This window comes from Streptomyces sp. T12, from assembly GCF_028736035.1.
In the GTDB taxonomy this organism is placed as follows: domain Bacteria; phylum Actinomycetota; class Actinomycetes; order Streptomycetales; family Streptomycetaceae; genus Streptomyces.
The window spans coordinates 7,176,384-7,202,438 of the sequence record NZ_CP117866.1 but is presented as its reverse complement, the minus strand read 5'-3'; the positions used below and the strand labels follow the sequence as shown (position 1 = coordinate 7,202,438).

The window sequence follows — 26,055 nt, the reverse complement described above, 5'->3', positions numbered from 1 at the left end:
GGGCCCCTGGAAATGTACCCAGAACAGCCCTGGTACACGGGTGATTTCGGCCAGCGGTCGGGCGGGTACGGCCCCGTGCTCACAGCGGCGCGTCCACCGGATCGGTCTCCTCGTCCGGCAGGGGGCGGCGCGGGTCGTCGTAGAGCAGCGCGAGGGGTTCGGCCCAGGCGCTGTCGGCCCGCTGTTCGCTGATGTCCTGCCGCACGTGCCGCAGCCGGTCGGGGAGTTCGGACAGCGAGCCGAGCGCCCCGAGGAACTTCTCGATCCGCGCGTGGAGGCTTTCGCACTCCGGCAGACAGGCCCGCTCGGGGTGGGAGCCGATGTGCCAGAGAGCGACACCGTGGCCGCTCTCCAGGGCGCGGTTCATGGCGACCCGGCCGGTGCCCTGTCCGGCCGGCCGGCACATGACGGGGATGCGGTCGCACTCCGCGCCGCGGTAGCCGACGGTGTCCACGGCGCCCGGCGGAGGCATGCGCCAGCCCTGGAAGCGCCGCCCGGCCGTCATGCGCTGCCAGCGGTCGACCCAGAGATTGTCCGGATCTCCCCGGCGCTCAAGGGCGCGCAGCACCAGGCGGCGGCGCGCGCCCAGGTGTCCGGGGTCGTTCAGCGCGGCGATGTCCTCGAACCGCCAGCGGTGCACGGCGGTGTCGAAGTGCTCGGCGGGCAGGGCGACTTCGAGCGGTACGGGGTGCCCCTGACGGTCCTTGGACGCCAGCAGTCCGCCCAGCGGGACGCGCAGTGCCTGGACGAGCTCGTCGGGCCGGCATCCGTGCACCGAGCCGTCCGTCTCGTGCACCTCGGGCAGGCCGTCGCCGTCGTCGTACCAGACCTGCCAGAAGAACCGGACGGGCTGCGAGCCGATCACCGGGTCGAGCAGCAGGGCCACCACGGGGCCCTCACCGGGGCCGGGGTAGGGGATCACGATGCGCTCCGGACCGTCGTCCTCGGGGGACGGCTGGAGTCCGTCGGGGAGGGTGACGTCGCGGGCCAGAGCGTGCAGGTACCGGCGGGTGTCGCCGCGCAGCCGTTCGTCGATCCAGCCGGTGAGGGCGGGGCTGTCGGCGTCGCGCGCGCAGGCGTGGGCGCCGACGAGCCTCATGTAGCGCAGGAAGATGAGCGGGTCGAGCGGGGCGGTGCCTTCGTAGAGCAGGCCGTGGCCGTCGCGCCAGGTCCGCAGCTCGGGCGTGGCGCCGGCCCACTGGTTGCCGCTGCGCGCCTCCTTGGCGATGAGACGCACGGTGGGCTCGTCGGGCGGGGGCGGCAGCGCGGCCAGCAGAGCCAGCGCCTTGCGGCGGTCGCGGGGCGTCCATGCCGGGCTCTGGTCGGTCGACGGCCCGTGCTGGAGGTCGATCCAGTTGTCCCCGCTCTCGGAGACCGGCTCCGCGCCGTGCCAGCGGTCGTGGGCCGCCATGACCGTGCGGTACGTCTCCCCGAAGCGGCGCAGCGCGGCGATCGCCACCGCCTTGCCGCCGTCCTTCTCCTTGCGCCGCGACTTGATCAGCCCGACGACCGCTCCCGTCCCTGGGTCGAGCAGCGGACCGCCCGACATACCGCTCGGGAAGTCGATGTCGGGCTTGATGATCAGGCCGTACGGGTCCTCGCGCCCGTTGATCACGGCGTCCACGATGCGGAAGCGGGCCTCACGCGGTTCGGGGTAGTAGCCGCACGCCTTGAGGGCGCCGGAGTGAGGGGCGGCGCGGTCGGTGAGCCACACGCATTCGTGGGAGTGCTCGTCGGGGTCGCCCGTCAGCCGCACCAGGGCCAGGTCCTCGGCCAGCGGGACCTTGGGGCAGCGGGGGTCGGTGATCAGCCACCGCACCAGTCGCGCCTCGGCGTCGACGCCCTCGCCGCGCACCCGGAACGCGGTCTGGCGGTCCGTCAGGAGGTGGGGACGCAGCACGTGGGCGGCGGTCAGCACCCAGCCGGGCGCGACGAAGAAGCCGCTGCCCCACAGGGGGCTGTCCTTTCCTTCGGCGGGGAGCAGATGGACGGTGGCGGCCCGGACGAGGTCGAAGAGGCGGTCGTCGCGCTCACTCATGCGCGGCCGCGCTCTCGTCGGCCTCCCCTGCGGTGGTGCCGTCGAACTGCCAGGTGAGGGTGACCTGCAGGGACGCCTTGACCTCACCCCGGGCGAGTACGGCGACGGCCACGCCCTCCTTGGCGGTCAGCTCCACGCCGAAGGTGATGGCGGCCTCGTGCGGCCTGGCCTCTCGGGCGGCCGTCAGCACAGTGCCGCCGACGCCCTTGATCAGCTCCTGGAGCTGGTCGAGCTTGGCCACCGCGGCCTCGGTGAAGCCGACGTCCTCCTGGTCGTCGTAGGCGTCGGCCGCGCCGATCCTGGCGGTGATCACCGTGCCGTCCGGCAGTTCGATGTCCTGGATGTGACTCATTCCGCTCCCCCCCGCAGAGCCTGCGCCGTCAGGTCAACCGAACGTGGGCAGCGCCCACTTGAACTGCGACGAGGCTAATACCCAGGTTGGTTGCAGGAGTATTCGCCGTCTTCACAGCTGCTCCGCATGAGCCTCGGGACCTGCTCCCTCGGGGGGATGCCGCACCGAGCCGCCCCTGCGTCGGCCGGCCTCAGTCGCGCGGGTGCGCGAGGGCGTACGCCAGCCCCAGCGCGCCCTGTGCCAGCAGCACCGCGCCCGCGGCGATCCACCCGGTGCTGTGGCGCCGCAGGCCCCAGGCCGTGACGGGCAGACCGGCCACGACCTGGGCCAGGGCGAGCCGGTGGGACTGGGGGCCGCCGGCCCAGGGCAGCCAGGGGCCGAGGCGGCTGCCCTCGACGGCGTCGAGCTCCGCGCGGAAGGCGTTGCGCCAGCCCCCCGGCCACTCGATGCGGACGTGCGGGTGGTCGCGGGCGGCCTCGTGGAGGCGGTCGGCGCTGTCACCGGGGGCGAGGCCGGCGGGCAGGGACACGCCCGCGCGCGTGAGGACGGCGAGCAGGCCACGCATGCGTGCCCGCGCGTCGGCCGCGGGGTCGAGTTCCGTCAGCTCGTCGAGGGACTGCACGTCCAGCACCGGATCGAGGCCGAGCCGGCCGGCGAAGGTGTGCATGGCCTCGTCCTCGCCGGCCGGGGTGCCGTTGGCGAGCCAGATGTAGCCGACGGGGCGGCGGAAGCCGGAGGCGAGGGTGTATCCGGCGCGGTCGGCGTCCCACCAGAGGGCGAGGACGGGCCAGGGGGCACCGACGGCGAGGGCGGTGGCCCAGCCGGTGAGGACGCGGTCGACCGGTTCGGCGCCCTCCAGCCAGGGCCTGCCCTCGGGGACGAGCACGCTCCACTCCCCGCCGGCCGACGCGAGCAGCATGTGCTCGCGCAGCAACTGGGCGGCGGGGGCGACGGACTCGGGCTCCGCACGGCAGAGCAGCAGGGCGCCCGGGGCGGGACGGGCCTGGCGAGCGGCCCGGGACTCTTCCGTCGGCATGGCACACACGCTAGGCCAGTTTGTCCGTCTCGCGTGATTTGTGATCACCAGAACGAGTGCCTTGACTTACGACGCCCACGATATATCGTGTTTTACGGAAGACGCGATATGGCGTGTCGTGTTCAGGTCCGGCCGTGCGGCCGTGTCCGGTCGCCCAGGAGGTCCGCAGCATGTCCGAGTGGTCCGTTGCAGAGCCCAGCAAGCTCACCTTCGACGAGCCGGTGAGCGAGCTCCACGTACGCATCGTCAACGGCACGGTGAACGTCGTGGGGACGGACGAAGGTTCCGCCCGCCTGCAGGTCTCCGAGATCGAGGGCCCACCCCTGGCGGTGACCCAGCAGGGCGGCACACTGACGGTGGCGTACGAGGACCTGCCCTGGAAGGGCTTCCTCAAGTGGCTCGACCGCAAGGGCTGGCGCCGCAGCGCGGTGGTCTCCCTGGCGGTGCCGGCGGACACGCGCGTCGAGGTGGGCGTGGTCGGCGCCGGGGCGGTCGTCTCCGGGATCCACGGCCCGTCGGTCGTCAAGGGCGTCACCGGCGACACGACGCTCGTCGCCCTGTCCGGCCCGGTCCGCGCCGACACGGTCTCCGGGAACCTGGAGGCCCAGGCCGTCACCGGCGACCTCCGCTTCAACTCCGTCTCCGGTGACCTCACGGTCGTCGAGGGCTCCGGCTCCTCGGTGAAGGCCGACTCCGTCAGCGGCTCCATGATCGTCGACCTCGACCCGGAGGGCCCTACCGACGTCCGGCTGACCAGCGTCTCGGGCGAGATCGCCATCCGGCTGCCGGCCCCGGCGGACGCGGACGTCGAGGCCAACACCGCGAGCGGCACGATCTCCAACGCCTTCGAGGGCCTGCGGGTCCACGGCCAGTGGGGCGCCCACAAGATCACCGGCCGCCTCGGCGCCGGCACCGGCAAGCTCCGGGCGACGACGGTCTCCGGCTCGATCGCCCTGCTGCGCCGCCCGCCCAAGGAGGACGAGCCGTGGGAGGCGGAGGCATGGGAGGAGCCCGAGCCCGCCACGGACACCCCACCCACGGGCCCGACGGCCGACCCGGTGAACAGCGCACAGGACGACTCGGGGGACAATTCCGTCACCGGCCAGGGCGATGACCCCACCGCCGCCCCGGCCGACGGCACGACCGACAAGAAGGTGCTCTGACATGCCTCCCGTCTTCGCCCACGGCCGCCTCCGCCTCTACCTGCTGAAGCTGCTGGACGAAGCCCCGCGCCACGGCTACGAGGTGATCCGCCTCCTCGAAGAGCGCTTCCAGGGGCTGTACGCACCGTCGGCCGGCACCGTCTACCCCCGCCTGGCCAAGCTGGAAGCCGAGGGCCTGGTCACCCACACCACCGAGGGCGGCCGCAAGGTGTACGCCATCACGGACGCCGGCCGCGCCGAACTCGCCGACCGCAGCGGCGAGTTGGCCGACCTGGAGCTGGAGATCAGGGAGTCGGTCGCCGAACTCGCCGCCGAGATCCGGGCCGACGTACGCGGCGCGGCGGGCGACCTGCGGCGCGAGATGCGGGCGGCGGCGTCCGAGGCACGCCAGGGGAACGGCGCCAAGGCGGACACACCCTTCGGTGACCTCTCGGACTACACCGACAAGGAGGCGTGGCGCGCCGCCAAGGAGGAGATGCGCCGCGCCAAGCAGGAGTGGAAGGAACAGGCCCGACGGGCCAAGGACGAGAGCCGCCGCGCCCGCGACGAGGCACAGCGCGCCCGACGCCAGGCCAAGGAGGCACAGGACCACGCCCGGGCCCAGGCCCAGGAGGAGGTCCAGCGCATCGCCCGCCGGGTCCAGGAACACGTACAGGACCACTTCGCACGCGGTGACTGGCCGACGGGCGTGCGCGAGGGCCTGACGGAACTGGCCAAGGAGTTCGGCGACTTCGGCAAGGACTACGGGAAGGGGCTCGGCCGGGACTTCGGCTTCGGCCGCCCGGACACTCCCAAGTCAGCGCAGCAGCACCCCGACTACTCCGACACCCCTCAGGACTTCCCCGCCGACTACGAACCCACCTGGGCCCACGAGCCCCCCACCGGCGACCCCGCCCGCGACCTGGACCGCCTGCTCGACCGCTTCCGCGACGACATCCGCGACGCGGCAAGGGACCACGGCGTGACACCGGACCAACTCCGCGACACCCGCCGCCACCTGTCGACAGCGGCGGCACACATCGGAGCGCTACTGCGCACACCGAAGCCCTGAGGCCCCCCTGGGCGGTACGGCCACCACCTCAGCCGCACCGCCCAGGGCCCGCCCATCCTCAGCCGGCCTCGGCCTCTCCCCCGCCGTACAGCACCCGGTCCACGGACTCGTAGGTCACCCCGTGATCGGCGAGAACCTCGCCGGGCACGCCAGGACGGCTGGTCAGCGCCAACAGGATGTGCTCATCACCGATGTGCCGATCCCGACGGGCGACGGCAATACGCAACGACCGCTCCAGCACGTCCTTGGCCTCCCGGCTGAACGAACGGCGCCCCGACCACCACCCCTTGTCCTTCCGGTCCCCGGCCATCGCCCCCACCCCGTGCACTTCCTCCACCCGGGCGACGATCTCCCCCACATCGATCCCCAACCCGGCCAGCGCATCGGCCTCGGCCTGCGACAGCCCGCCCCGCCGCCGAGCCTCCCCCAAGGCCCGCCGCACGGAGTCCAGCCACTGCCCGCCCCCGAGTGCGGCGAGTGCAAACGAGGCCCGGCTCCCCTCCCGGTCGAGCAGGGCGAGCAGCAAGTGCGCGGCATCGACGGTCTGCGCCCCGCCCCTCTCGGCCTGCTCGACCGCACCCGTCACCACGGCACGGGCATCCTTCGTGAACCGCTCGAACATCAACGCCTCCCGTACTTCTTGTGCACGGCCTGCCTGCTGACCCCGAGTTCCGCGGCGATCTCCTGCCACGACCACCCCTGATTGCGCGCACTGCGCACCTGTACGGCTTCCAACTGCTCCAGCAACCGGCGCAGGGCGGCGACGGCCCGCAGGCCGACCCGCGGATCACGGTCACCGGCACGCTCGGCGAGATCTGTCGCTTCCGTCATGGCGTCAACTTACGTTGACACACCACACCCGTCAACCCAAATTGACAAACGAACGGCGGGCCCGAGGTGGAAACCTCGAACCCGCCGCAAAGTCGCCGCGCTCGGACCTGTCAGTTGGTGAGCACGATCTTCCCGAACTGCTCCCCCGACTGCATCCGCTCAAAGCCCTCACGAGCCCGGTCCATGGGAAGCACCTCATCGATCACGGGCCGCACACCTGTGGCAGCACAGAAGGCCAGGAGATCCTCGAGCTCGTCCTTGGTCCCCATCGTGGACCCGACGATCTTCAGCTCCAGGAAGAAGATCCGCGTGAGCTCGGCGTGCGAGGGCCGGTCACCACTGGTGGCACCGGAAATGACCAGCGTGCCGCCCGGCTTCAGCGACTTCACGGAGTGCGACCAGGTGGCGGCCCCCACCGTCTCGATCACGGCATCGACCCGCTGCGGCAGCCGAGCCCCCGACTCCACGGCCTCCACGGCCCCCAGCTCCAGGGCACGCTTGCGCTTGGCCTCGTCCCGACTGGTGGCGAAGACACGCAGCCCCGCGGCCTTCCCGAGCACGATGGCAGCGGTGGCGACCCCGCCCCCGGCCCCCTGCACGAGCACGGAGTCCCCGGGCCGCACCCCCGCGTTGGTGAACAGCATCCGATACGCGGTCAGCCAGGCGGTCGGCAGACAGGCCGCCTCTTCGAAGGAGAGCTCCTTGGGCTTGGGCAGGATGTTCCAGGTCGGCACGGCGACCTGCTCCGCGAACGTGCCCTGATACCGCTCGGTGAGGATGGAACGAGGCTCCTTGGGCCCCACCCCGTGCCCGCTCTGTCCGATCACGGAGTGCAGGACGACCTCGTTGCCGTCCTCATCGACCCCGGCAGCGTCACAGCCGAGGATCATCGGCAACTTGTCCTCCGCGAGGCCGACGCCCCGCAGTGACCAGAGGTCGTGATGGTTGAGGGAGGCGGCCTTGACGTCGACGGTGCTCCAGCCGGGACGGGCCTCGGGGGCCGGACGCTCCCCCAACTCCAGTCCGGAGAGCGGCTCGTCGCGGTCGGTTCGGGCGGCATAGACAGCGAACATGACTTTGACGATAGGCTCCGCCAACGACCGACGGAACCACAGACCCCTGTGACACACGCCCTCTTGTCAATGCGCCCGCCATCGTGGCCGGCCGGCGGGGGCCGCACGGGGCCACTGCGTCGGCCGGACCAAGCCACAGACACCGCCTGCTTGCCGGTCACCCGGCGCCGCGGCTGGGCGGAGGGAGTCGCGCGGCCCGGCGCTGACGGGGCGCCGCCCGCGCCCACCCGTGCCGCCCCAGCGGCACGACTGCCCGCGGCTGGGGCGGACGTACCCGCAGCCGCGTACGGCGGGAAGGGGACGTGCCGGGGGGTGTCCGCCCGCAGCGGCGGGCGTCAAGAAACAGCACCTCTAGCCCAACGGCAACCGCCCGACCGAGGACGGACACCCCCCGGCACGGCCCCGACCCACAACACAACCCAAGGCGCTACGCGCACCCCCACCCCACCCGCACAGGCCGCCGCAGGCATCCCCGCCCACCGCCGAAGGCACCCGCACAGGCCGCCGCAGGCACCCCGCCCACCGCCGAAGGCACCCGCACAGGCCGCCGCAGGCACCCCGCCCCCACCGCCGAAGGCACCCGCAGGCCCCCCCCCCCGCCCCACCGCCGGAGGCCCCCGCACACCCAAAGAAACGGCCCCGCCCAACCCGGGCGGGGCCACTCCCCTCACGTCACGAGCAGCGCAGCGTCACCGCCGCGCAACCCCCTCCGCCCGAGCCGCAGCAGCCACAGCAGCAGTAACCGCCGGCGCCACCCGCTCGTCGAACGGCGACGGAATGACGTAGTCCGCGGCGAGGTCATCGCCCACCACAGCGGCCAGCGCCTCGGCCGCCGCGATCTTCATGCCCTCGGTGATCCGGGACGCCCGCACCTGAAGCGCGCCCGCGAAGATCCCCGGAAACGCCAGCACGTTGTTGATCTGGTTCGGGAAGTCCGACCGCCCGGTGGCGACGACCGCCGCGTACTTGTGCGCGACGTCGGGGTGCACCTCGGGGTTCGGGTTGGCCATGGCGAACACGAACGCGCCCTCGGCCATGGAAGCGACCGCTTCCTCCGGCACCGTACCGCCGGAGACGCCGATGAAGACGTCGGCGCCCTCCAGAGCCGCCTCCAGCGACCCGGTGATGCCCGCCTTGTTCGTGAACCCGGCCAGCTCCCGCTTGACCGACGTCAGGTCATCCCGGTCGGCCGACACGATGCCCTTGCGGTCGGCCACCGCGACGTCCCCGATCCCGGCCTCGACCAGCATCTTCGCGATGGCGACACCAGCCGCCCCCGCCCCCGAGATGACGGCCCGCAGATCCCCGAGCCCCTTCCCGGTCAGCCGCGCGGCGTTCCGCAGCGCGGCCAGCGTCACGACGGCCGTACCGTGCTGGTCGTCATGGAAGACCGGGATGTCCAGCCGCTCCTGCAGCTTGCGCTCGATCTCGAAGCACCGAGGCGCCGAGATGTCCTCCAGGTTCACACCACCGAAGGACGGCGCGAGCCGGACCACGGTTTCGACGATCTCGTCGACACCCGTGCAGTCGAGCGCGATCGGCACCGCGTCCACGCCACCGAACTGCTTGAACAGAATCGCCTTCCCCTCCATCACCGGAAGGGAGGCCTCGGGCCCGATGTCCCCGAGCCCGAGAACGGCCGTCCCGTCGGTCACGACGGCGACGACGGACGACTTCCACGTGTAGTCGTGCACGAGTTCCGGCTGCTCGGCGATCGCGCTGCACACCTTCGCGACGCCGGGCGTGTAAGCCAGGGACAGGTCGTCCTTGTCGCGGACCGGCACGGTGGCCTGCACGGCCATCTTGCCGCCACGGTGCAGCGCGAACGCCGGATCGAAGGAATCGAGGGGTTCGACCCCGCCGTCCTGATCGGTATTGCTCTCGCTGCGAGGATTCACGATCTCCGCTGCCACTTTGTCTGACCCCTTAAGTGTTCATGGTTTGAGGGTGGGACCACTCCTGGTGAGAAGTGGGCGGGACCGCGCATGGCCCTGCTCGTTGATACGTACGACGTACGACGTACGGACACATACGCGACGGGCGCGCCGCACACGCGCCCTGAGCCCCGGATGAGGGGTGTAAAGAACCTTCTTACCGGACGGACGCTACCGACGACGAGTCCAATATCTGCAAGATCACATGACAGGAATGGAAACACCCACCCCGACGACACGAATCGGACACGGCCCGGCGTCATAGCCGCTGTGATCCATGGCCCAATAAGCGGACAATCGGCACCAGAAGCCGCATAAAGTCACTGACAACCGCAGACTTCGCACTCAACCGGTCCGCATCCCGACTTGCACCGAAGATCTTCCGGCCGGAAGCACAGATTCCCGCAGAAGGTGCGGTCGTGATGTACCGACCTGAGGCGGTTCGGGGGTCACCCGTTATCCGATTTTGACATGGCGAGCGTCCTGAATGGCTCAGTCCGAATGGCAAGATGCCGTAATCACACGAGGTCGCGACACTCGAAGACGTGTGTTCTCGTCGACCACGCGCTGCCGAGCCCATCGGCAGTTGTCGCCCCATCGGCAACTCCACCCATCCGCCGGAGGAACCCACCATGACCGCAAGCTCCACCCGCCGTACGTCCGCCGCGCGCTCCAGGGCAGCCGCGGTAGGTGCGATCGCGGTCGCAGGCGCCCTGATTCTCACTGGCTGCGGTGACCAGACGGAGAAGGACAACGGCGGCACGCAGACCAACTCCGCCCCGCTGTTCGACAAGCTGCCCAAGAAGATCCAGGACGCGGGCGTCATCAAGGCCGGCACGAACGCCGAGTACGCCCCGATGGAGTACCAGGAGGGCGGCAAGATCGTCGGTGTCGACCCCGACATCGCCGCCGCGCTGGGCAAGAAGCTGGGCGTGGAATTCCAGTTCACCTCCGGCTCCTTCGACGGCCTGATCACCGCCCTGAACTCCGGCCGCTACGACGTCGCCATGTCCTCCATCACGGACAACAAGCAGCGCCAGGAGGGCCTGGACGACAAGGGCGACAAGCTCGGCCCGGGTGTCGACTTCGTCGACTACTTCCTCGCCGGCACCGCCGTGTACGTCCAGAAGGGCAACCCGAAGAAGATCAACTCGATCGAGGACCTCTGCGGACAGACGGCCGCCGTGCAGCGCGGTACGACGTACGAGAAGGCCCTGCAGACCCAGTCCAAGGCCTGCACGGACGACGGCAAGAAGAAGATCAACATCGAGTCGTTCGAGAACGACACCGAGGCCCAGACCCGTGTGAAGTCGGGCGGCGCGGTCGCCGGCGTCAACGACTACCCGGTGGCCGTCGACATGGCCCGCAAGGCCGACGGCGGCAACGCCTTCGAGGTCGTCGGCGAGCAGGTCGACGCCGGTCCGTTCGGCATCGCGGTGAACAAGGACAACAAGGAGCTGTCCGCGGCTCTCGAAGAGGCCGTCAACGCGATCATCGAGGACGGCACGTACAAGAAGATCCTCGAGAAGTGGGGCGCCGAGTCCGGCGCGATCGACAAGGCCGCGATCAACGGCGGCAAGTGACCGTCCCGGGCAAGTACTGAAGGGCAGTCACCGTGACTGACAAGTTCGACAAGGAGCCGGCCGACGCGAACCCGTCGGCTGCCGTCTCCAAGGAGGGCGGGGACCTCCTGCCCGAGGCGATCAAGGCCATTCCGGTCCGGCACTACGGCCGCTGGGTCAGCGGTGTCATCGTGCTGGCCCTGGTGGCCCTGCTGGTCAACGCCTTCGCCACCGCCGAGAAGATCCAGTGGAGCGCGGTCGGCAAGTACGTCTTCGACCCCACGGTCCTCGCGGGCGCCGGCCGCACTCTGCTGATCAGCGTTCTCGCGATGGTCATGGGCGTGGTCCTGGGCGTGATCCTGGCCGTGATGCGCCTGTCCAAGAACCCGGTGACCAGCTGGGTCGCCTGGGTCTACATCTGGTTCTTCCGCGGTACGCCGGTCTATGTCCAGCTGCTGCTGTGGTTCAACCTGGCGCTGATCTTCCCCGTGCTGAATCTCGGTCCGATCTACAAGGACGAGATGGTCGACGTCATGACCCCGTTCATGGCCGCCCTGCTGGGCCTGGGCCTGAACGAGGCGGCGTACATGGCGGAGATCTGCCGCGCCGGTCTGCTGGCCGTCGACGAGGGCCAGACCGAGGCCTCGCACGCGCTCGGCATGAGCCACGCGAAGACGCTGCGCCGCATCGTGATCCCGCAGGCCATGCGGGTGATCGTGCCGCCGACCGGCAACGAGTTCATCAACATGCTGAAGACCTCGTCGCTGGTGTACGCGGTGACGTACAACGAACTGCTGCGCGCCACCTCGACGATCGGCTCCACGTCGTACGCCGTGATGGAGATGCTCTTCGTGGCGTGCATCTGGTACCTGGTCATGACCAGTGTGTTCAGCGTCTTCCAGTACTACCTGGAGCGGCACTACGCCCGTGGCTCGACCCGGAGCCTGCCGACGACGCCGTGGCAGAAGATCAAGGCGAACATGCTCGGCCTGGGCCGCGAAAGGGGTGCTTCGGCATGACCGCCATGGTGAAGTCCGAGGGCGTCCACAAGTCCTTCGGCGCGGTACAGGTCCTCAAGGGCATCGACCTGGAGGTGCAGACCGGCGAGGTGTTCTGCCTCATCGGCCCCTCCGGCTCCGGCAAGTCGACCTTCCTGCGGTGCATCAACCACCTGGAGAAGATCAACGCCGGTCGGCTGTACGTCGACGGTGAGCTGGTCGGCTACCGCCAGAAGGGCGACAAGCTGTACGAGCTCAAGGACAGCGAGGTCGCGCTGCAGCGCCGGGACATCGGCATGGTGTTCCAGCGGTTCAACCTGTTCCCGCACATGACGGCCGTAGAGAACGTCATGGAGGCGCCGATGCAGGTGAAGGGCGTGAGCAAGGCCCAGGCCAGGGAGCGCGCGCGGGAGCTGCTCGACCGCGTCGGCCTCGCCGACAAGGCCGGCAACTACCCCTCCCAGCTCTCCGGCGGCCAGCAGCAGCGCGTGGCGATCGCCCGCGCGCTGGCGATGGACCCGAAGCTGATGCTCTTCGACGAGCCGACCTCGGCCCTCGACCCGGAGCTGGTCGGCGACGTCCTCGACGTCATGCGCGACCTCGCCGAGTCCGGCATGACGATGGTCGTCGTCACCCACGAGATGGGCTTCGCCCGCGAGGTGGGCGACAGCCTGGTCTTCATGGACGGCGGCGTGGTCGTCGAGTCCGGCGATCCCCGCGAGGTCCTGACGAACCCGCAGCACGAGCGGACGCAGGCGTTCCTGTCCAAGGTGCTCTGACGGTACGACGCCGAAGGGGCGGTACGAGATCCTCGTACCGCCCCTTCGCCATGTACCGCCCCCTACGGCAACAGCTCGGGCGCCATCACCACCTCACGCAACTGCTCCGCCGTCAGCGGCGGGGCGTCGAGCCGTGGTCCCAGCGCCTGCTTGCCGTCGAAACCGCTGCTGGCCTTGATCATGACCACGTAGCCCTTCGTGAACAGCCGCACGGAACGAAAGGGCCCCCATGTCCGGCCGTCCCTACGGCTCTCCCGCGCCAGCTCGGTCGACTCGCGCTCATCGCCGTTCGGCAGCGTCTCGGGGACGCAGGTCGCCGACATCCCGGGGAGGTACGACGAGCACCGCTCCCCGACCGGCACCGGCCAGTCCTCCCGCCGGCCCGGGAGGACCTGGAAGGTGAGATACCCGACGCCGCCGTCCTTGTAGACCGCGTAGAACCCGTCGTACGGTCCTTCGCCCACGACGGGTTCGACCTCGCGGATCTCGCCGATCCCAGGCGGCAGCAGCTTCGCCAGCCGGTCCGCCCCGGACGTGGTCTGTGTGCCCGCGCTCCCCGCCTGCTCCCGCCCGTTCCCCGGCAGCACCCCGGTCACGGTCAGACTCACCGCGGCCACGGCCGCCGCGACCCCGGTGACCACCCCCCGCCGACGCCACCGCACCCGCGCGGCCCGCGCGAACACCGCGTCCGAACCGGGCCCCGACGGCATCGGAACACCCTGCAGAGCCCGCCCCAGCAGCGCCGTCGCACCCGGCACCCCGTCCACGTCGTCCTGACTCATACGTGCTCCTCCCGCACTGCGGCCCGCAGCGCCGCGAGCCCCCTCGCCGTGTGGCTCTTGACCGTGCTCTCCCGCATGCCGAGCAGCTCGGCGGTGTCGGCGACGCTGAGGTCCTCCCAGTAGCGCAGCACCAGCACCGCCCGCTGCTTGGGCCCGAGCTGCGCGAGCGCGGCCCGCACCATGACCCCGGTGTCGCTGTCCACCGGCTGCCCCGGCACGTCCGGCACCTCGCCGTACGCCTGCTCGCGCCGCCAGAAGCGCCGGCGCGCGGCGATGAAGGTGTTGACCAGCGTCTTGCGCGCATAGGCGTCGAGGTTGTCCAGCCGCGCGTGTCTGCGGGCACCGAGGACGACCTTCACCAGCGTCGTCTGGACCAGGTCCTCGGCCTCGTCCCGGTTGCCGCACAGCAGATAGGCGCTGCGGAACAACGCCGTCCGTCTGCCCTCGACGAAGGCATGCAGTGACGCTTCCGCGCCCCCCGTCATCCCTCCCCCTCTCCCGACCCTCGCGTAGGGACCGTCTCACCCCTTCCAGTGCGGCGGGACACCCTCCAGGACGCGGCGGAGGCGGTACGAATCTCTCGTACCGCCTCCGCCAGGCCGCTCGGCCTCCGCCAGGGCCCTCGCCCTCCCGGCCCTACTTCAGGGCGAGCAGCAAGGTGTCCGACGGTGAGCACCACACCGGCCGGGCCTCCCCGAACCCCTTCTCGCGCAGTACGCGCGCGTGCCACTCGGTGGACGGCATGTCGCCGTCGGCGTGCTCGCCGTAGATCTCGAAGCGGCGGGCCGTGGGCCCGGCCAGCACCGGGTCCTTGGCGGCCAGCTGCCACCACTCGGACCAGTCGAGGGCGCCGTCCGCCTTGGCTTGATCCATGCGGGCGTGGCGCAGGGCGCGCTCCGCCGCGTTGATCCGGGGCGTCGAGTCGTCGATCATGTGGTCCGCGTTCAGGAAGACACCGCCGTCGCGGACGAGCTCCGCGACCTGACCGTAGAGAGCCGCGAGGGGTTCACGGTGCAGCCAGTGCAGGGCCGTGGCGGTCAGGACGGCGTCGTACGAGTCGTACGGCAGCCGCGCCGGCCAGTGGGGCGTCTTGAGGTCGGCCGTCACGAAGGAGACCCGCTCGTCGTCCGCGAAGGTGCCCTCGGCGATGGCGAGGAGGGCGGGGTCGAGGTCTACGCCGGTGCTGACGGCGTCCGGGAACCGTGCGAGCAGCCGAGCCGTGATAGTTCCCGTGCCGCACGCGAGATCGAGCACGCGGGGGGCGGGGCCGACGAGGGCCTCGACCATGTCGAGCATGATCCGGAAGCGTTCCTCGCGGTCGGGCATGTACCACTCCTGCTGCCGGTCCCAGCTCTCCTGCCAGGCGGCCCAGTCGGCTCCCGTCGTGGTGGTGATGTCCGTGTCCGTCATCGAGCCCCTCCATCGCGCACGTCACGTAATACCCTGGAAGCACGATCAGCTGTTACCCGACCGCACCACGACGATAGAACGCCTCCGTAAGGACTACAAGTGGAACTGGCCTATTACTCGGATTACGCCGTACGACTCGTCAACAGCGAGGACCCGGCCCGGGGCAAGGACTCGCTGACCTCGGTCGAGGCCGTCCGCGACCTGTTCGGCGTCAGCCAGGAGGCGGGCCGGCGGGCCACCGACGCCGACGTCACCCGCTTCCGCTCGGTCCGCGCACGGCTGAGGGCGGTCTTCGAGGCGGCGGACAAGGGCGACGAGGCGCTGGCGGTGAACCTGCTGAACTCGCTCCTCCTGGAGTTCCCGGTGAGCCCGCAGATCTCCGGCCACGACTTCCGGGACGACGACGGCCGCCCCCTGTGGCACATGCACCTGGCGGACCACCCGTCGAACGCGACCGCCGGCTACGCGGCCATCGCCGCGATGGGCCTGGCGTTCCACCTGACGGAGTACGGCGTGGACCGGCTGGGCCTGTGCGAGGCGGCCCCGTGCCGCAACGCCTACCTGGACACGTCCACCAACCGCTCCCGGCGCTACTGCTCGGACCGCTGCGCGACCCGCGCCAATGTGGCCGCCTACCGGGCCCGCAAGCGCTTGGAGGCCGACCGGTCGGCGAAGACGGGCCGCACGGCCGACACCGCCCAGCGCGCCAGCGCGAACGGCGAGCGCTGATCCGGCTTGCGCGGCCGGTACCGGAAGCGGACCTTGCCCAGAATCAGCTCGTCCGGCACCACCCCGTAGTCGGTGCTGTCCCCCCCTGCGTACGCGTTGTCCCCGAGCACCCACCAGCCGCCCTCACGGCGCTCGGCGGCACGCTTGACGACGAGCAGGTCCTGCTGGAACGGATGCCGCAGCACCACCACGTCCCCGGGCCTGATCCGGCCCCGGTGCCACACCACGAGCAGGTCGCCGTGGTAGAGCGTGGGCACCATGGACGGCCCCGTCACCTCGGCCCACCCGAAGGGCTGAGCGGCCCGCCCGCGCTCGGCGTCCTGCGACAACTCCGGCATCCCCGGCACCTCCCCGGTACTGTCCTCCACCAGTCTCAGTCTGACCCTGGACTTTTGTCCTAAGCCCATGGGGGCACTCGCGAAAACCCGTCTTGCAGGGAGTAATGTCCCACCTGAGAAGACGATCACGAGGAAGGAATGCTCCATGCTTTCCCGCCTGTTTGCCCCCAAGGTCAAGGTCAGCGCACACTGCGACCTGCCCTGCGGTGTGTACGACCCGGCCCAGGCCCGCATCGAGGCGGAGTCGGTGAAGGCCGTGCAGGACAAGATGGCCGCCAACGACGACCCGCACTTCCAGGCGCGTGCCACCGTCATCAAGGAGCAGCGCGCCGAGCTCGCCAAGCACCACGTCTCGGTGCTCTGGAGCGACTACTTCAAGCCCCCGCACTTCGAGAAGTACCCGGAGCTGCACCAGCTGGTCAACGACGCCCTGAAGGCCCTCTCGGCCGCCAAGGCCTCGACCGACCCGGCGACCGGCCAGAAGGCGCTGGACTACATCGCCCAGATCGACAAGATCTTCTGGGAGACCAAGAAGGCTTGATCTAAGGCTGGGCCATCTGACCTGCAATTTCGCGGGTCGCATCGCCTACCTGTCCGCACCCGGTCCGCAGGCCGCCGAGAACGGCGTCCATGACGGTCCGGGTGCGGTCTTCTTCGCGGAGGCGAAGAAGTGGCGCAGATCGTGGGTCCCCCTGTGCGGCAACTCGACGGGCTTGCGGCCCTCGCGCTCGGCTGCTTCGTTCTCCGCTTGCTGCAGCGCCCTGCGGGCTCCGTTGCATTCGGTCTTCCAGCGGCGGTAGTTGAGGCGCTCGCCCTCCTCCATCGTGAACAGCCACTCCTTGGAGGAGCGTGTCTGTGATCCGACACCTTCAAGCCGAGCAACTCGCCTATTCGCAAGCCTGATCCGGCGAGCCTGACGATCGCCGCGCGGATGTACGGCGGCATCACGCGGGCCATGGCCTCGACCTGGGCGACCGTGGGCGGGGTGACCTCCTCGTCCGGCATGGGCGGGAGAGTGATCCGGCGGCACGGGCTGGAGGCGATGACCTCGTCCTCGACGGCCGCGGTCATGAGGCGTACGAGGACGTCGTAGACGTTGCGCACGCTGCCGGGGCCGAGCTGCTCGCCGCCGGGACGAGGTGGAGCCTCCCGACCCAAACGAGCGACAGCGGTTGGCTGTTGGCCATGCCCAGCACACTGCCCGACGAGCCGCGTCCGCGAACTCACTCTCTACCGCCAGTACTTCGACCTCGTGGCCGCGGGCACCAAGACCGTCGAGGTGCGGGTGAAATACCCGCGCCTCGCCCAGCTCTCCGCTGGCGACGTAATCCGCTTCCGCATCAAGGGCACTATCGAGACGCGTGAGGTCAAGGATCAGCGCCGACTCTGAGCCAGAACTGCAGGAGTGGGTAAGGGGTTCAGCGCATCGACCCCAGTGCGTCGACCTGGAGAGAATGCGATCTGGGTCACATGGAGTGATCGGCCGTGGCTGATATGTTCACGGCGACCAAACACCCGGAAGAGCCCCTTCCGGGTATCTCTGTGCATTCGCACAAGGGGGAATCCGAATGTTCGCGAGGAAACTCGCTGTGCTCACTGTGGGCACCTGCGCAATCGCGGGACTCATCAACGTGCCTGTTTCGCAGGCCGCGACGGGGGATCCAGTGGCCTTCACTGGGCAAGTCGATTCCGAGATACCTCTGGACCGAGCCCAGTTCACGCTGCGTGCCGACCTGCCGGCCACGCAAACGGCCGACCTCGCCGACGGCGCGGAGGTCGACATGCTGAAGCTCCCCACGGCAGGGATCAGCACCAGCGGCAACACGTTCACCGTCGCGGTCGACCCGGACGACGTGCCCGCTCGCTACGTCGGGTCCAACGGCCTGGTGTCGCTGGAGATGGAAATCTACGACTCGAAGACCGACAGCTACGCGTGGACGACCCAGTCGGTGCGGCTCATCGGCGAGGCGACCGCCGGGGACGCCCGTTCCGCGTCGGCCCGGAGCTGGGCAAACCCGCTCGCCTCCGGGCAGTCCGGGAACGCCCGCTCCGCCGCGAGCCGGGCGCCGAAGGTCAAGGTCCACCTGGACAAGGCTCCCAAGGGTGTGAAGAGCGCCTTCGCGAGCCGCGCCGACACCTGCCGTACCACGAAGATCGGGCAGAACGACGCCTGGGCCACCATCGGCGAGGGCTTCCCGGCCGCCCCCGGTTATGGCACGACGCGCGGCAAGGCGTGGATGACCCACCGCAACGGCGCCGAGATCACCTACGGTGCGGCCATCAGCAAGGACGGCGTCAAGTGGGCCGCGTCCGGCAGCGCCTCGGTGGCCAACACCAAGGGCTTCGACTTCATCTGGGACCCCGACAGCGACCTGACCATCTCGTACCGGACCGAGGTGCGCTACTACAAGTACAAGTACGACTGCGGCGGCGTGATCATCAACCGCAAGCTCAAGGCCGTATCGGAGACCGGTGGTGTGAAGACCATCCACACCAACTCCCTTCCGCCGTACTGGCTGTCCCGCGCGAAGTGCACCTTCGACATGCCCGCGGGCACGTGGACGAAGACCACCGGCAAGACGTACTCCAACTCCGGTGGCGTCAAGATCAGCACGGTCATCGGTATCGAGCTGAGCACTTCGCGGGCCTACACCACAGGCTCCACGCTCAGCTACAAGATGGACGCCGGGCACGATTCCCTGTGCGGCAACACGGACAAGCCGGCCTACGCGTCCAAGGTGCAGCAGTACTACAACCGCATCCAAGAGGAACTGTGACCCACAGTTTCAGGAGTGAGGAGGCCGCCGTGTCCGCACGGCGGTCCCTCCGCCCACGCAAGAGAAGGACCGTACTGATCCTTGCCGCGGCGGCGGCCTCGCTGGCACTCCTTGCCGGATGGCTGTACGGCGACAACGAGCGCGTGGAGCATGCCAACGGCGAGGGCCCGCTCCAGTCCGACACCTCCGAGGGCGCGACGTCGGTCTACGCGCCGAAGACGGTTCCGTGGGCCGTCACGTTCGGCAGCTATCTGCTCTGCTCCAGCAGCGGTGAGGCGATCACACTCGACGGCATCCGTTACCACACGCCAGTCGAGCCGAAGTCAGTCTCCCTGAAGCTGCGAACGGTGACTCCGCAGATGTGGAAAGCGAGCATCGACGCGGGCTACATCGGCGCCGCCCTGGGGAAACCCCCGCACTTCGAAAAGCGAAAGGCACCCGGCCACTACGCGGACGCCCGAAAAGGCAGCCGCATCCCCCAGAGCTGCGCCGATCAGGACCAGGAAGGTGCCGGCTTCACCGAGCTACTGTTCGTCCTGGACGTGGGCAAGCAGGGCGGCTTTATCGACACCGCGTGGATCGACTACCACGTGAGCGGAAAACCGTACACGCTGCGGCTGGACTGGAAGATGGTCGCCTGCGGATCGAAGATCCCGCACACGGTGGACGGAACCCCTGTGTGCGACGGGCAACAGACATGAAGCCGCCGATGCCGTTTGACCTCAACCTCCGGCGTTCACCGGCACCACCCGCACGGAACCGTTAATCAATGGCGAACTGGCACAAATCGACGACCTGACGGACTCAAGGTTCCCCGCATTCGCGGTGATTGTGTTCACGCCCTCGACGGTGGCCGCAGAGCCTTCCCGTCCCGTAGGTTTTGCTGCGTTCACGGGGGAAGCGAGCCACGCTCTGATCTGATCCCGTCTCGACCCGCGCGGCCGAGGCGGGGTTCGGCGTGCTCCGCGACGAGCGGGCGAGTGGGGACCACATCACCCGGCGGCACATCCCCCGCCGTACGGAATGTCGATCCCACAGAATGCCGATCCTCGGGAGTAACCCCTGCGCCGCCGCCTGCCCCTCTGGCCGATACCCCTGCTGTGGACCCTCGCCCTCGGTCTGTGGGGGCTGTCCCGGCAGCACAGTGTGTGGCGGGACGAGGCGGCGACCTGGCAGGTGGCCCGGCGGTCCGTCGGCGACATCTGGCACATGCTGGGGCAGGTCGATGCCGTACACGGGCTCTACTACCTGCTGATGCACGGGCTCTTCGAGTGCTTCGGGCCCGGCACCACGACCCTGCGGCTGCCCTCCGTGCTGGCCATGGCGGTGGCGGCGGCCTGTGTGACGGTCATCGGCCGGCGGCTGGCCGGGGCCTGGGCGGGCCTGGCGGGAGGGCTGGCGTTCGGGCTGCTTCCGGCCGTGCAGTTCTATCTCCAGGAGGGCCGCCCGTACGCGCTGGTCGCGGCCGGGGCCGGGATCTCCACCCTGTTGCTGGTGACCGTCCTTCAGGGGCGTGCCCGAGCGGTGCACTGGGCTGCGTACGGGGGCACGGTGGCGGTGTGCGGGCTGCTGAACTGGCTGTCGCTGCTGATCCTGCCCGCACACCTGGCGACCCTGCTGTGGACGCGGGCCCCGTGGCGGACCTGGATGCGGTGGGCGGTGGCCTCGGCGGTCGCCGTGGCGGCTGTGCTGCCGTTGATCCTGTTCAGCCGGCGCCAGTCCGACCAGGTCTCCTGGATCCCGCCGCTGACCTGGCACATGATGATCGGCCCGGCGGTCCTGCTGGCGATCGGCGGTCTCGGTGCCCTGCTGGACCGGCCGCGAGCGGGCCGGCTGTCCGTGGCGGCCGTCGGGCTGCCGCTGCTGGCGGTGCCCCAGCTCGGCCTCCTCGGCCTCTCCCTGGTCCGGCCGCTGTTCCTGGACCGCTACGTCCTGTTCAGCATGCTGGGTCTGGCACTGCTGATCGGCACGGCGCTGGGCACGGCCGTACGGGCGGCCGGGCCGCGGTTTCCGAGAGCGTCGGCGTGGCTCGTCCCGGCGGTGGTCGTCGTGGCCGTCGTGGCGCTGTTGCCGCAGTCGTTGGCCAAGCGGTCTCCGGCCAGCCGGGTGGACGACGTGATGGCGGTGGCGGCGGACGTGCGGCGGCTGAAGCAGGCCGGGGACGCGGTGCTCTTCATACCGGCCGCCCGGCGCGACACCGCCCTGGTCTGCCCCGACGACTTCGCCGGACTGCGCGATGTCGCGCTGGCGGAAAGCCCTGTGGCGTCGGGGACGTTGAAGGGCGAGGAGGCCGGTCCGGCCCGGATACGCAGCGCGATGCTGGCACAGCGGCGCATACTGCTGGTCACTGACGTGCCCGCGGTGGCACGGCCGGTGTCGGCGGAGCGGGACAAGATGAAGGCCGCCGTGCTGAAGGAGCACTTCAAGGTGGTGGCGGACATACAGGTCCGCGGGCGGCGTGTGACGGCGTACGAACGGCTGGGAACGGCGGACAACAGCGCATAGGGCCCGGCCGGTCCTCCGGCCGAGCCCCTTCGACGAACGTCAGACGAACGTCAGTGGAACTGCGGCACGATCAGATAGATCCCGTACGCCACCACCGCCGCGCAGGCGACGAAGCACAGCCCGGCCTGGGCGACGCCGAGGGTCGACGTGCCCGCGCCCTCCTCGCGGGCCCCTTCGTGGCGGGCCAGGCCCAGCACGCCGAGGGCGAAGACGGTGACCACGGCCACCGTGACGGCGAGGCTCACCGCGGCGACCTGGCCGAGTGCGGTCCAGTCGAGGCTCATGATGTGAACTCCCCTTGTCTCACTCTTTGTCTCACGCTTTGTCTCACTCTTGTCCCAGGCGGCCGCGGCTCAGGCGGCCGTGCCGACCTTCGTGGGCTCCGTGCCGCGGATCGTGACCTCGTGGGCGTCGTTGACGTTGTGCGCGGACACCGGGTTGCGGCGGGAGACGAGCACGATGCCGGCGGCCACCGCCGCGCCGACCAGCGCGACCACGGCCGTACCGAGGTCGCCGCCGTGCTTGACCACGCCCGCCGAGACCCCGCCGACCAGCGCGGCGGCGGGCAGGGTGACGAGCCAGGCCACGACCATGCGCCCGGCCACCCCCCAGCGGACCTCGGCCAGGCGGCGGCCCAGTCCGGCGCCGAGGATGCTGCCCGAGGCGACCTGCGTGGTGGACAGCGCGAAGCCCAGGTGGGCCGAGGTCAGGATCACCGTCGTGGACGCCGTCTCGGCGGCGAAGCCCTGCGGGGACTGAATCTCCGTCAGGCCCTTGCCCATCGTGCGGATGATCCGCCAGCCGCCCAGGTAGGTGCCGAGACCGATGGCCAGGCCGGCCGAGCCGATCACCCACAGGGGCGGGCCGGCGTCGTGGCCGAGCGCGCCCACCGAGATCAGGGTCAGCGTGATGACGCCCATCGTCTTCTGCGCGTCGTTCGTGCCGTGGGCGAGGGAGACCAGCGAGGCCGAGGCGATCTGGCCGAGGCGGAAGCCCTTGGTGACCGTCTGCTTGCGGGCGCGAGAGGTGAGCTTGTACGCCAGGTACGTGGCCAGCAGCGCCGCGACCCCCGCCACCAGCGGCGAGGCCACCGCCGGGATCAGCACCTTCTCGACAACCTTGTCAAAGTGCACGCCATGCGACCCCGCACCCACCCAGACGGCCCCGATCAGCCCGCCGAACAGCGCGTGTGACGAACTGGACGGCAGCCCGACCAGCCAGGTGAGCAGATTCCACAGGATCGCCCCGACCAGGCCCGCGAAGATCATGCCCGGGGTGACGAGTGCGTCGTCCACAATGCCGCCGGAGATCGTCTTGGCGACCTCGGTGGACAGGAAGGCACCGACGACGTTCAGGACGCCGCTGATGAGTACCGCAGTCTTCGGTTTGAGCGCCCCCGTGGCGATGGAGGTGGCCATCGCGTTCGCTGTGTCGTGGAATCCGTTGGTGAAGTCGAAGGCAAGGGCCGTCACGATGACGACCGCCACCAGGAACGTGATGTGGTCCATTCCCCAATGCAAACAAGCGCGGACCAATTCGCGGAGAACCCACGGCAAAGCGTGTCCCAGGAGCCGGCGGGTGGTTGGTAAGGGTCCTGCAAAGCTGCCGTGGTGAACCTTGCGGCACCGAGGAGGCCCCGAGGACGCCCCCACGGCTGCGGCAGACCCGCGGCCGCGTCGGCGGATCTACGATCGCCCCATGAGCATCCGCTGGACCTACGCCTTCGTCGACCGTCCCGCCGCGTCCTTCGCCCGGGCCCATGCCTTCTGGACTGCGGTGACGGACACGCGGCTGTCCGAATTCCGGGGTGCGCAGGGGGAGTTCGTGACCCTGCTGCCGGGTGGCGGGGCCGACGCCTGCGTGAAGGCCCAGGGGGTCGACTCCGGCGCCGGTGGCGCGCATCTCGACTTCGCCGTGGACGACGTACCGGAATTCGTGAAGTCGGCGCTTCAGCAGGGTGCGGGCATCGCCGTCGAGCATGAGGGATGGGCCGTGCTGCGGTCGCCCGCCGGGCAGTTGTTCTGTGCGGTGCCCTGGCACGGGGAGTCGGTACGGCCGCCCGTCGTGCACGGCAGCCGGCTCGACCAGGTCTGCGTGGACGTACCGCCGTCGCTGCACGAGGCCGAAGTCGCCTTCTGGAGCGGCCTGTTGGCGGACTGGGCGTCGGCGCCGGGCTCCCGCACCGAGTTCCATGTGCTCAGGCCTCCGGCCGGGCTGCCCGTGCGCATCCTGCTCCAGCGGCTCGGCGAGGAGCGCCCCGGACAGGAGCGGCCCGCCTCCGCCCACCTGGACCTCGCCTGCGCGGACATCGCGGCGACCCGCGCCCGGCACGAGGAACTGGGCGCGGCGTTCGTCGCCCAGGGTGCCCACTGGACGGTGATGCGCGATCCGGCGGGCGGCGTGTACTGCCTGACGGCGCGGGACCCGGAGACGGGCGGACTGACCGGCTCTAGCGCGTCCTGACGAAGCAGAGGAGTTGTGCCGCGCCGTTCTCGTCGCGCGGGGGGCTCGGGCACGCCGACGGCCGCCCTTGCGGCAGCGACGGCATAGGACCGGCTTCCTCCCAGCGGTACGGCCCCGGCGGCTCCGCCGAGTCCTGCAACCACACCGTCGCCCCGCCCGCGACGGCCACGACGATCACCCACACCGCTCCGACCCACCGCCATAACCTGCGGCGCCCCGTCACCCCCACGGCTCCACGTCCACCACCGCGTCCACCCGAATGGGCCCGTACACATGCGGGAACTCCTCGCCCCCGGGCTCCGGCGCCTCGTACTTCAGCGGCACGTCGAGCCGCGCGGGGTCCACGACGAGCACCACCAACTCGTCGGGGCCGTCGTAGGAGCCGTACAGGAAGGCCGCCACGGCCGGGAGCTGGGCGCGGGTCGAGCAGTGGATGAAGCCCTCGTCCCGGAGCGTGCGGCCGCGTGTCGAGATCTCGTACGTGCCGTGCTCGCGGGCCGCGTCCCACAGGGAGCGCTCGGTGATGTGGAGGATGTACGTGTGTTCGGGCATGGGCCCACGCTACGACCTCAGTCGCGCCGCCCGCGCGTGCAAATAGCGCTGCTCCGGCAGGCTCAGGGTCTTGGCGGCCGCGGCCTCGTAGGCGGCGCGGGCCTCGTCGCGGGCGCCCGCCCGCTCCAGGAGGTGGCCGCGGACCGCGTCCAGCCGGTGCCCGGCCCCCAACTCGCCTTCCAGCACGCCCAGTTCGGCCAGTCCCGCCCGCGGCCCCTGGACCATGGCGACGGCCACTGCCCGGTTGAGCCGCTCGACGGGTCCGGGGACGAGGCGGACGAGGACGTCGTAGAGCCCGAGGATCTCCCGCCAGTCGGTCTCCTCGGCACAGGGCGCCTCGTCGTGTACGGCGGCGATGGCGGCACGCAGCTGGTACGGGCCGGCGCGGCCCTGCGACAGAGCGCGGGTGACCAGGGCGACGCCCTCCTCGATCGCGGCCTTGTCCCAGCGGTCACGGTCCTGTTCGTCGAGCGGGACGAGCTCGCCGTGCGGGCCGGTGCGCGCGTCGCGGCGGGCGTCGGTGAGCAGCATCAGGGCCAGCAGGCCGGCCACCTCGCCGTGTTCGGGGAGGAGCCGGTGGGCCTCGCGGGTCAGCCGGATCGCCTCGCCCGCGAGGTCCCGCCGCGTCAGGCTCGCGCCCGAGGTCGCCGTATATCCCTCGTTGAAGATCAGGTACAGGGTCTGCAGGACCGCGGGCAGGCGGTCCTCCCAGTTGTCGGGGCGCCCGAACCGCACACCGCGGACCTTCTGCTTGGCCCGGCTGATCCGCTGGGCCATGGTCGCCTCGGGGACCAGATACGCGCGGGCGATCTCCGCCGTGGTCAGACCCCCGACGGCACGCAGGGTGAGGGCGATCTGGGCGGGCGGGGTCAGGTCCGGGTGGCAGGACAGGAAGAGCAGGGTGAGGGTGTCGTCCTCGCGGGGAGCGCGGTCCGCCCCGGGCGCCGGGGCCGTGAAGGCATCCCGTGGCGTCAGCGCCGCGACCTTCTCCTCCCTGGCCCGGCGCGCCTCCTCCGCGCGCAGGGCATCGGTCAGCCGGCGTGCGGCGACCTTGATCAGCCAGCCGCGCGGATTGTCCGGGACACCGGTCCGCGGCCACTGCTCGGCCGCGGCGAGCAGCGCCTCCTGTACGGCCTCCTCGGCGGTGTCGAAATGGCCGTACCGCCGCACCAGCGCGCCGAGGACCTGCGGCGCGTGGCGGCGCAGCAGGTCCTCGGTCTCGGTCGGGCCGGCCATCGGCGGCTCAGCAGTCTCCGGCGCCGTCCAGGATGGGCCGGATCACCACCGGGTACACGGGGGCGCCGGCGGGCTGGGGGCAGCGGGTGATGCGGTCGGCGATCTCGGTGACCCGCTCCAGGTTCGCGCAGTCCAGCACCCAGTAGCCGGCCAGCAGCTCCTTGGTCTCGCTGTACGGCCCGTCAGTGATCACCGCCTTGCCGTCGTCGCCCAGGGTGACGTGCCGGACCTTCGCGGGTTCGGCCAGCCCCTGCCCGTCGATCATCTCGCCGGTCTCGGCGAGGTCGTCGTTGATGGCCTGCATGTAGGCGTACATCGCCTGGATCTCCTCCTGGCTCCAGGCCACGGAGTGCTCGGACGCCTTGCCCTGCATCGCCTCGTAGTCCGCCTGCGTGCCCTGCACCATGACCAGGTACTTCATCAGTCCGCTCCTTCGGTTTCCGTCG

General features: G+C 70.4%; 27 protein-coding genes and 2 pseudogenes. 12 read left to right on the top strand and 17 right to left on the bottom strand.

Annotation, left to right across the window (positions count from 1 at the left end):
* Positions 1 to 79: 79 nt before the first annotated feature.
* The 3 genes from PBV52_RS32635 to PBV52_RS32625 all read right to left on the bottom strand — a co-directional run bounded on the left by PBV52_RS32635 (position 80) and on the right by PBV52_RS32625 (position 3,426).
* Positions 80 to 2,038: a trypsin-like peptidase domain-containing protein gene (locus tag PBV52_RS32635; RefSeq protein ID WP_274243297.1), complete on the bottom strand. Its 1,959-nt coding sequence runs from the start codon at positions 2,036 to 2,038 to the stop codon at positions 80 to 82.
* Positions 2,031 to 2,390, bottom strand: coding sequence for a CU044_2847 family protein (locus PBV52_RS32630; protein ID WP_274243296.1), 360 nt, complete (start codon positions 2,388 to 2,390; stop codon positions 2,031 to 2,033). Before PBV52_RS32630 ends, PBV52_RS32635 begins: the two co-directional genes overlap by 8 nt.
* Before the next feature lie 190 nt (positions 2,391 to 2,580).
* Positions 2,581 to 3,426 carry a hypothetical protein gene (locus PBV52_RS32625; RefSeq protein WP_274243294.1) on the bottom strand — a complete coding sequence of 282 codons (846 nt, stop codon included), beginning with the start codon at positions 3,424 to 3,426 and terminating at the stop codon, positions 2,581 to 2,583.
* Between the two features lie 170 nt (positions 3,427 to 3,596).
* Here PBV52_RS32625 and PBV52_RS32620 point away from each other — a divergent pair, with 170 nt between their 5' ends.
* Both PBV52_RS32620 and PBV52_RS32615 read left to right on the top strand, forming a co-directional pair.
* Complete coding sequence (locus PBV52_RS32620) at positions 3,597 to 4,589, top strand: DUF4097 family beta strand repeat-containing protein (RefSeq protein ID WP_274243293.1); 993 nt, start codon at positions 3,597 to 3,599, stop codon at positions 4,587 to 4,589.
* A gap of 1 nt (position 4,590) precedes the next feature.
* Positions 4,591 to 5,640, top strand: a complete 1,050-nt coding sequence (locus tag PBV52_RS32615; protein WP_274243292.1) for a PadR family transcriptional regulator — start codon at positions 4,591 to 4,593, stop codon at positions 5,638 to 5,640.
* A gap of 58 nt (positions 5,641 to 5,698) precedes the next feature.
* On the opposite strand, the gene PBV52_RS32610 is transcribed toward PBV52_RS32615, so the two are convergent.
* The 4 genes from PBV52_RS32610 to PBV52_RS32595 all read right to left on the bottom strand — a co-directional run bounded on the left by PBV52_RS32610 (position 5,699) and on the right by PBV52_RS32595 (position 9,457).
* A complete protein-coding gene (locus PBV52_RS32610) occupies positions 5,699 to 6,262 on the bottom strand; it encodes a Clp protease N-terminal domain-containing protein (RefSeq protein WP_274243291.1) in 564 nt (187 codons plus the stop codon).
* A complete protein-coding gene (locus PBV52_RS32605; protein WP_003997975.1) occupies positions 6,262 to 6,471 on the bottom strand; it encodes a helix-turn-helix domain-containing protein in 210 nt (69 codons plus the stop codon). The genes PBV52_RS32610 and PBV52_RS32605 overlap by 1 nt, the downstream gene beginning before the upstream one ends.
* A 110-nt stretch (positions 6,472 to 6,581) precedes the next feature.
* Entirely contained in the window at positions 6,582 to 7,544 is a 963-nt protein-coding gene (locus PBV52_RS32600; protein ID WP_274243289.1) for a zinc-binding dehydrogenase, read from the bottom strand.
* A gap of 689 nt (positions 7,545 to 8,233) precedes the next feature.
* Positions 8,234 to 9,457: an NADP-dependent malic enzyme gene (locus tag PBV52_RS32595; protein WP_274243288.1), complete on the bottom strand. Its 1,224-nt coding sequence runs from the start codon at positions 9,455 to 9,457 to the stop codon at positions 8,234 to 8,236.
* Between the two features lie 653 nt (positions 9,458 to 10,110).
* Between PBV52_RS32595 and PBV52_RS32590 the strand changes: the two genes are divergently transcribed.
* Genes PBV52_RS32590 through PBV52_RS32580 form a run of 3 tightly spaced genes read left to right on the top strand, consistent with a single transcriptional unit; the run spans position 10,111 to position 12,817 of the window.
* Positions 10,111 to 11,061 (top strand): ABC transporter substrate-binding protein, encoded by a 951-nt coding sequence (locus tag PBV52_RS32590; protein ID WP_274243287.1) that lies wholly within the window; start codon positions 10,111 to 10,113, stop codon positions 11,059 to 11,061.
* Between the two features lie 32 nt (positions 11,062 to 11,093).
* Positions 11,094 to 12,059, top strand: a complete 966-nt coding sequence (locus PBV52_RS32585) for an amino acid ABC transporter permease (RefSeq protein ID WP_274243286.1) — start codon at positions 11,094 to 11,096, stop codon at positions 12,057 to 12,059.
* Positions 12,056 to 12,817 carry an amino acid ABC transporter ATP-binding protein gene (locus PBV52_RS32580; RefSeq protein WP_274243285.1) on the top strand — a complete coding sequence of 254 codons (762 nt, stop codon included), beginning with the start codon at positions 12,056 to 12,058 and terminating at the stop codon, positions 12,815 to 12,817. The genes PBV52_RS32585 and PBV52_RS32580 overlap by 4 nt, the downstream gene beginning before the upstream one ends.
* A gap of 62 nt (positions 12,818 to 12,879) precedes the next feature.
* Here the strand turns inward: PBV52_RS32580 and PBV52_RS32575 are convergent, their stop codons facing one another.
* From PBV52_RS32575 to PBV52_RS32565, 3 genes are all read right to left on the bottom strand, one after another.
* Positions 12,880 to 13,599 carry a hypothetical protein gene (locus PBV52_RS32575; protein WP_274243284.1) on the bottom strand — a complete coding sequence of 240 codons (720 nt, stop codon included), beginning with the start codon at positions 13,597 to 13,599 and terminating at the stop codon, positions 12,880 to 12,882.
* A complete protein-coding gene (locus tag PBV52_RS32570; protein ID WP_274243282.1) occupies positions 13,596 to 14,084 on the bottom strand; it encodes a SigE family RNA polymerase sigma factor in 489 nt (162 codons plus the stop codon). The genes PBV52_RS32575 and PBV52_RS32570 overlap by 4 nt, the downstream gene beginning before the upstream one ends.
* 151 nt (positions 14,085 to 14,235) lie before the next feature.
* Positions 14,236 to 15,009 (bottom strand): trans-aconitate 2-methyltransferase, encoded by a 774-nt coding sequence (locus PBV52_RS32565; protein ID WP_274243281.1) that lies wholly within the window; start codon positions 15,007 to 15,009, stop codon positions 14,236 to 14,238.
* A 99-nt stretch (positions 15,010 to 15,108) separates the two neighbouring features.
* Here PBV52_RS32565 and PBV52_RS32560 point away from each other — a divergent pair, with 99 nt between their 5' ends.
* Positions 15,109 to 15,738, top strand: a complete 630-nt coding sequence (locus PBV52_RS32560; protein WP_274243280.1) for a CGNR zinc finger domain-containing protein — start codon at positions 15,109 to 15,111, stop codon at positions 15,736 to 15,738.
* Here PBV52_RS32560 and sodX read toward each other — a convergent pair.
* Positions 15,642 to 16,076, bottom strand: a complete 435-nt coding sequence (gene sodX / locus PBV52_RS32555) for a nickel-type superoxide dismutase maturation protease (RefSeq protein ID WP_062706164.1) — start codon at positions 16,074 to 16,076, stop codon at positions 15,642 to 15,644. The genes PBV52_RS32560 and sodX overlap by 97 nt on opposite strands.
* A gap of 145 nt (positions 16,077 to 16,221) precedes the next feature.
* On the opposite strand from sodX, the gene sodN reads away from it, so the two are divergent.
* Positions 16,222 to 16,617, top strand: coding sequence for a superoxide dismutase, Ni (sodN, locus tag PBV52_RS32550; protein ID WP_005480378.1), 396 nt, complete (start codon positions 16,222 to 16,224; stop codon positions 16,615 to 16,617).
* 1 nt (position 16,618) lies between these two features.
* Here the strand turns inward: sodN and PBV52_RS51450 are convergent.
* Positions 16,619 to 17,201 (bottom strand): annotated as a pseudogene (locus PBV52_RS51450) (site-specific integrase); the annotation flags it as partial.
* 82 nt (positions 17,202 to 17,283) lie between these two features.
* On the opposite strand from PBV52_RS51450, the pseudogene PBV52_RS32535 reads away from it, so the two are divergent.
* From PBV52_RS32535 to PBV52_RS32520, 4 genes and pseudogenes are all read left to right on the top strand, one after another.
* Positions 17,284 to 17,457: pseudogene (locus tag PBV52_RS32535) on the top strand (ASCH domain-containing protein); the annotation flags it as partial.
* Between the two features lie 283 nt (positions 17,458 to 17,740).
* Positions 17,741 to 18,853, top strand: a complete 1,113-nt coding sequence (locus PBV52_RS32530; protein ID WP_274243272.1) for a hypothetical protein — start codon at positions 17,741 to 17,743, stop codon at positions 18,851 to 18,853.
* Between the two features lie 29 nt (positions 18,854 to 18,882).
* Complete coding sequence (locus PBV52_RS32525; protein ID WP_274243270.1) at positions 18,883 to 19,554, top strand: hypothetical protein; 672 nt, start codon at positions 18,883 to 18,885, stop codon at positions 19,552 to 19,554.
* 361 nt (positions 19,555 to 19,915) lie between these two features.
* The gene (locus PBV52_RS32520) at positions 19,916 to 21,358 is read left to right on the top strand and encodes a glycosyltransferase family 39 protein (RefSeq protein WP_274249745.1); all 1,443 of its coding nucleotides are present in this window, start codon (positions 19,916 to 19,918) and stop codon (positions 21,356 to 21,358) included.
* Between the two features lie 50 nt (positions 21,359 to 21,408).
* Here PBV52_RS32520 and PBV52_RS32515 read toward each other — a convergent pair whose 3' ends face one another.
* Positions 21,409 to 21,642, bottom strand: a complete 234-nt coding sequence (locus PBV52_RS32515) for a hypothetical protein (protein ID WP_274243269.1) — start codon at positions 21,640 to 21,642, stop codon at positions 21,409 to 21,411.
* Between the two features lie 69 nt (positions 21,643 to 21,711).
* Complete coding sequence (locus PBV52_RS32510) at positions 21,712 to 22,866, bottom strand: inorganic phosphate transporter (RefSeq protein ID WP_274243267.1); 1,155 nt, start codon at positions 22,864 to 22,866, stop codon at positions 21,712 to 21,714.
* Between the two features lie 190 nt (positions 22,867 to 23,056).
* Here PBV52_RS32510 and PBV52_RS32505 point away from each other — a divergent pair, with 190 nt between their 5' ends.
* Positions 23,057 to 23,821 (top strand): VOC family protein, encoded by a 765-nt coding sequence (locus PBV52_RS32505; RefSeq protein WP_274243266.1) that lies wholly within the window; start codon positions 23,057 to 23,059, stop codon positions 23,819 to 23,821.
* Between the two features lie 219 nt (positions 23,822 to 24,040).
* On the opposite strand, the gene PBV52_RS32500 is transcribed toward PBV52_RS32505, so the two are convergent.
* Genes PBV52_RS32500 through PBV52_RS32490 form a run of 3 tightly spaced genes read right to left on the bottom strand, consistent with a single transcriptional unit; the run spans position 24,041 to position 26,030 of the window.
* Positions 24,041 to 24,373, bottom strand: coding sequence for a DUF952 domain-containing protein (locus PBV52_RS32500; RefSeq protein WP_274243265.1), 333 nt, complete (start codon positions 24,371 to 24,373; stop codon positions 24,041 to 24,043).
* Positions 24,374 to 24,382: 9 nt separating this feature from the next.
* Positions 24,383 to 25,609 (bottom strand): RNA polymerase sigma factor, encoded by a 1,227-nt coding sequence (locus PBV52_RS32495; protein WP_274243264.1) that lies wholly within the window; start codon positions 25,607 to 25,609, stop codon positions 24,383 to 24,385.
* A gap of 7 nt (positions 25,610 to 25,616) precedes the next feature.
* On the bottom strand, positions 25,617 to 26,030 hold the full coding sequence (locus PBV52_RS32490; protein WP_274243263.1) for a YciI family protein: 414 nt from the start codon (positions 26,028 to 26,030) through the stop codon (positions 25,617 to 25,619).
* Positions 26,031 to 26,055 lie beyond the last annotated feature (25 nt).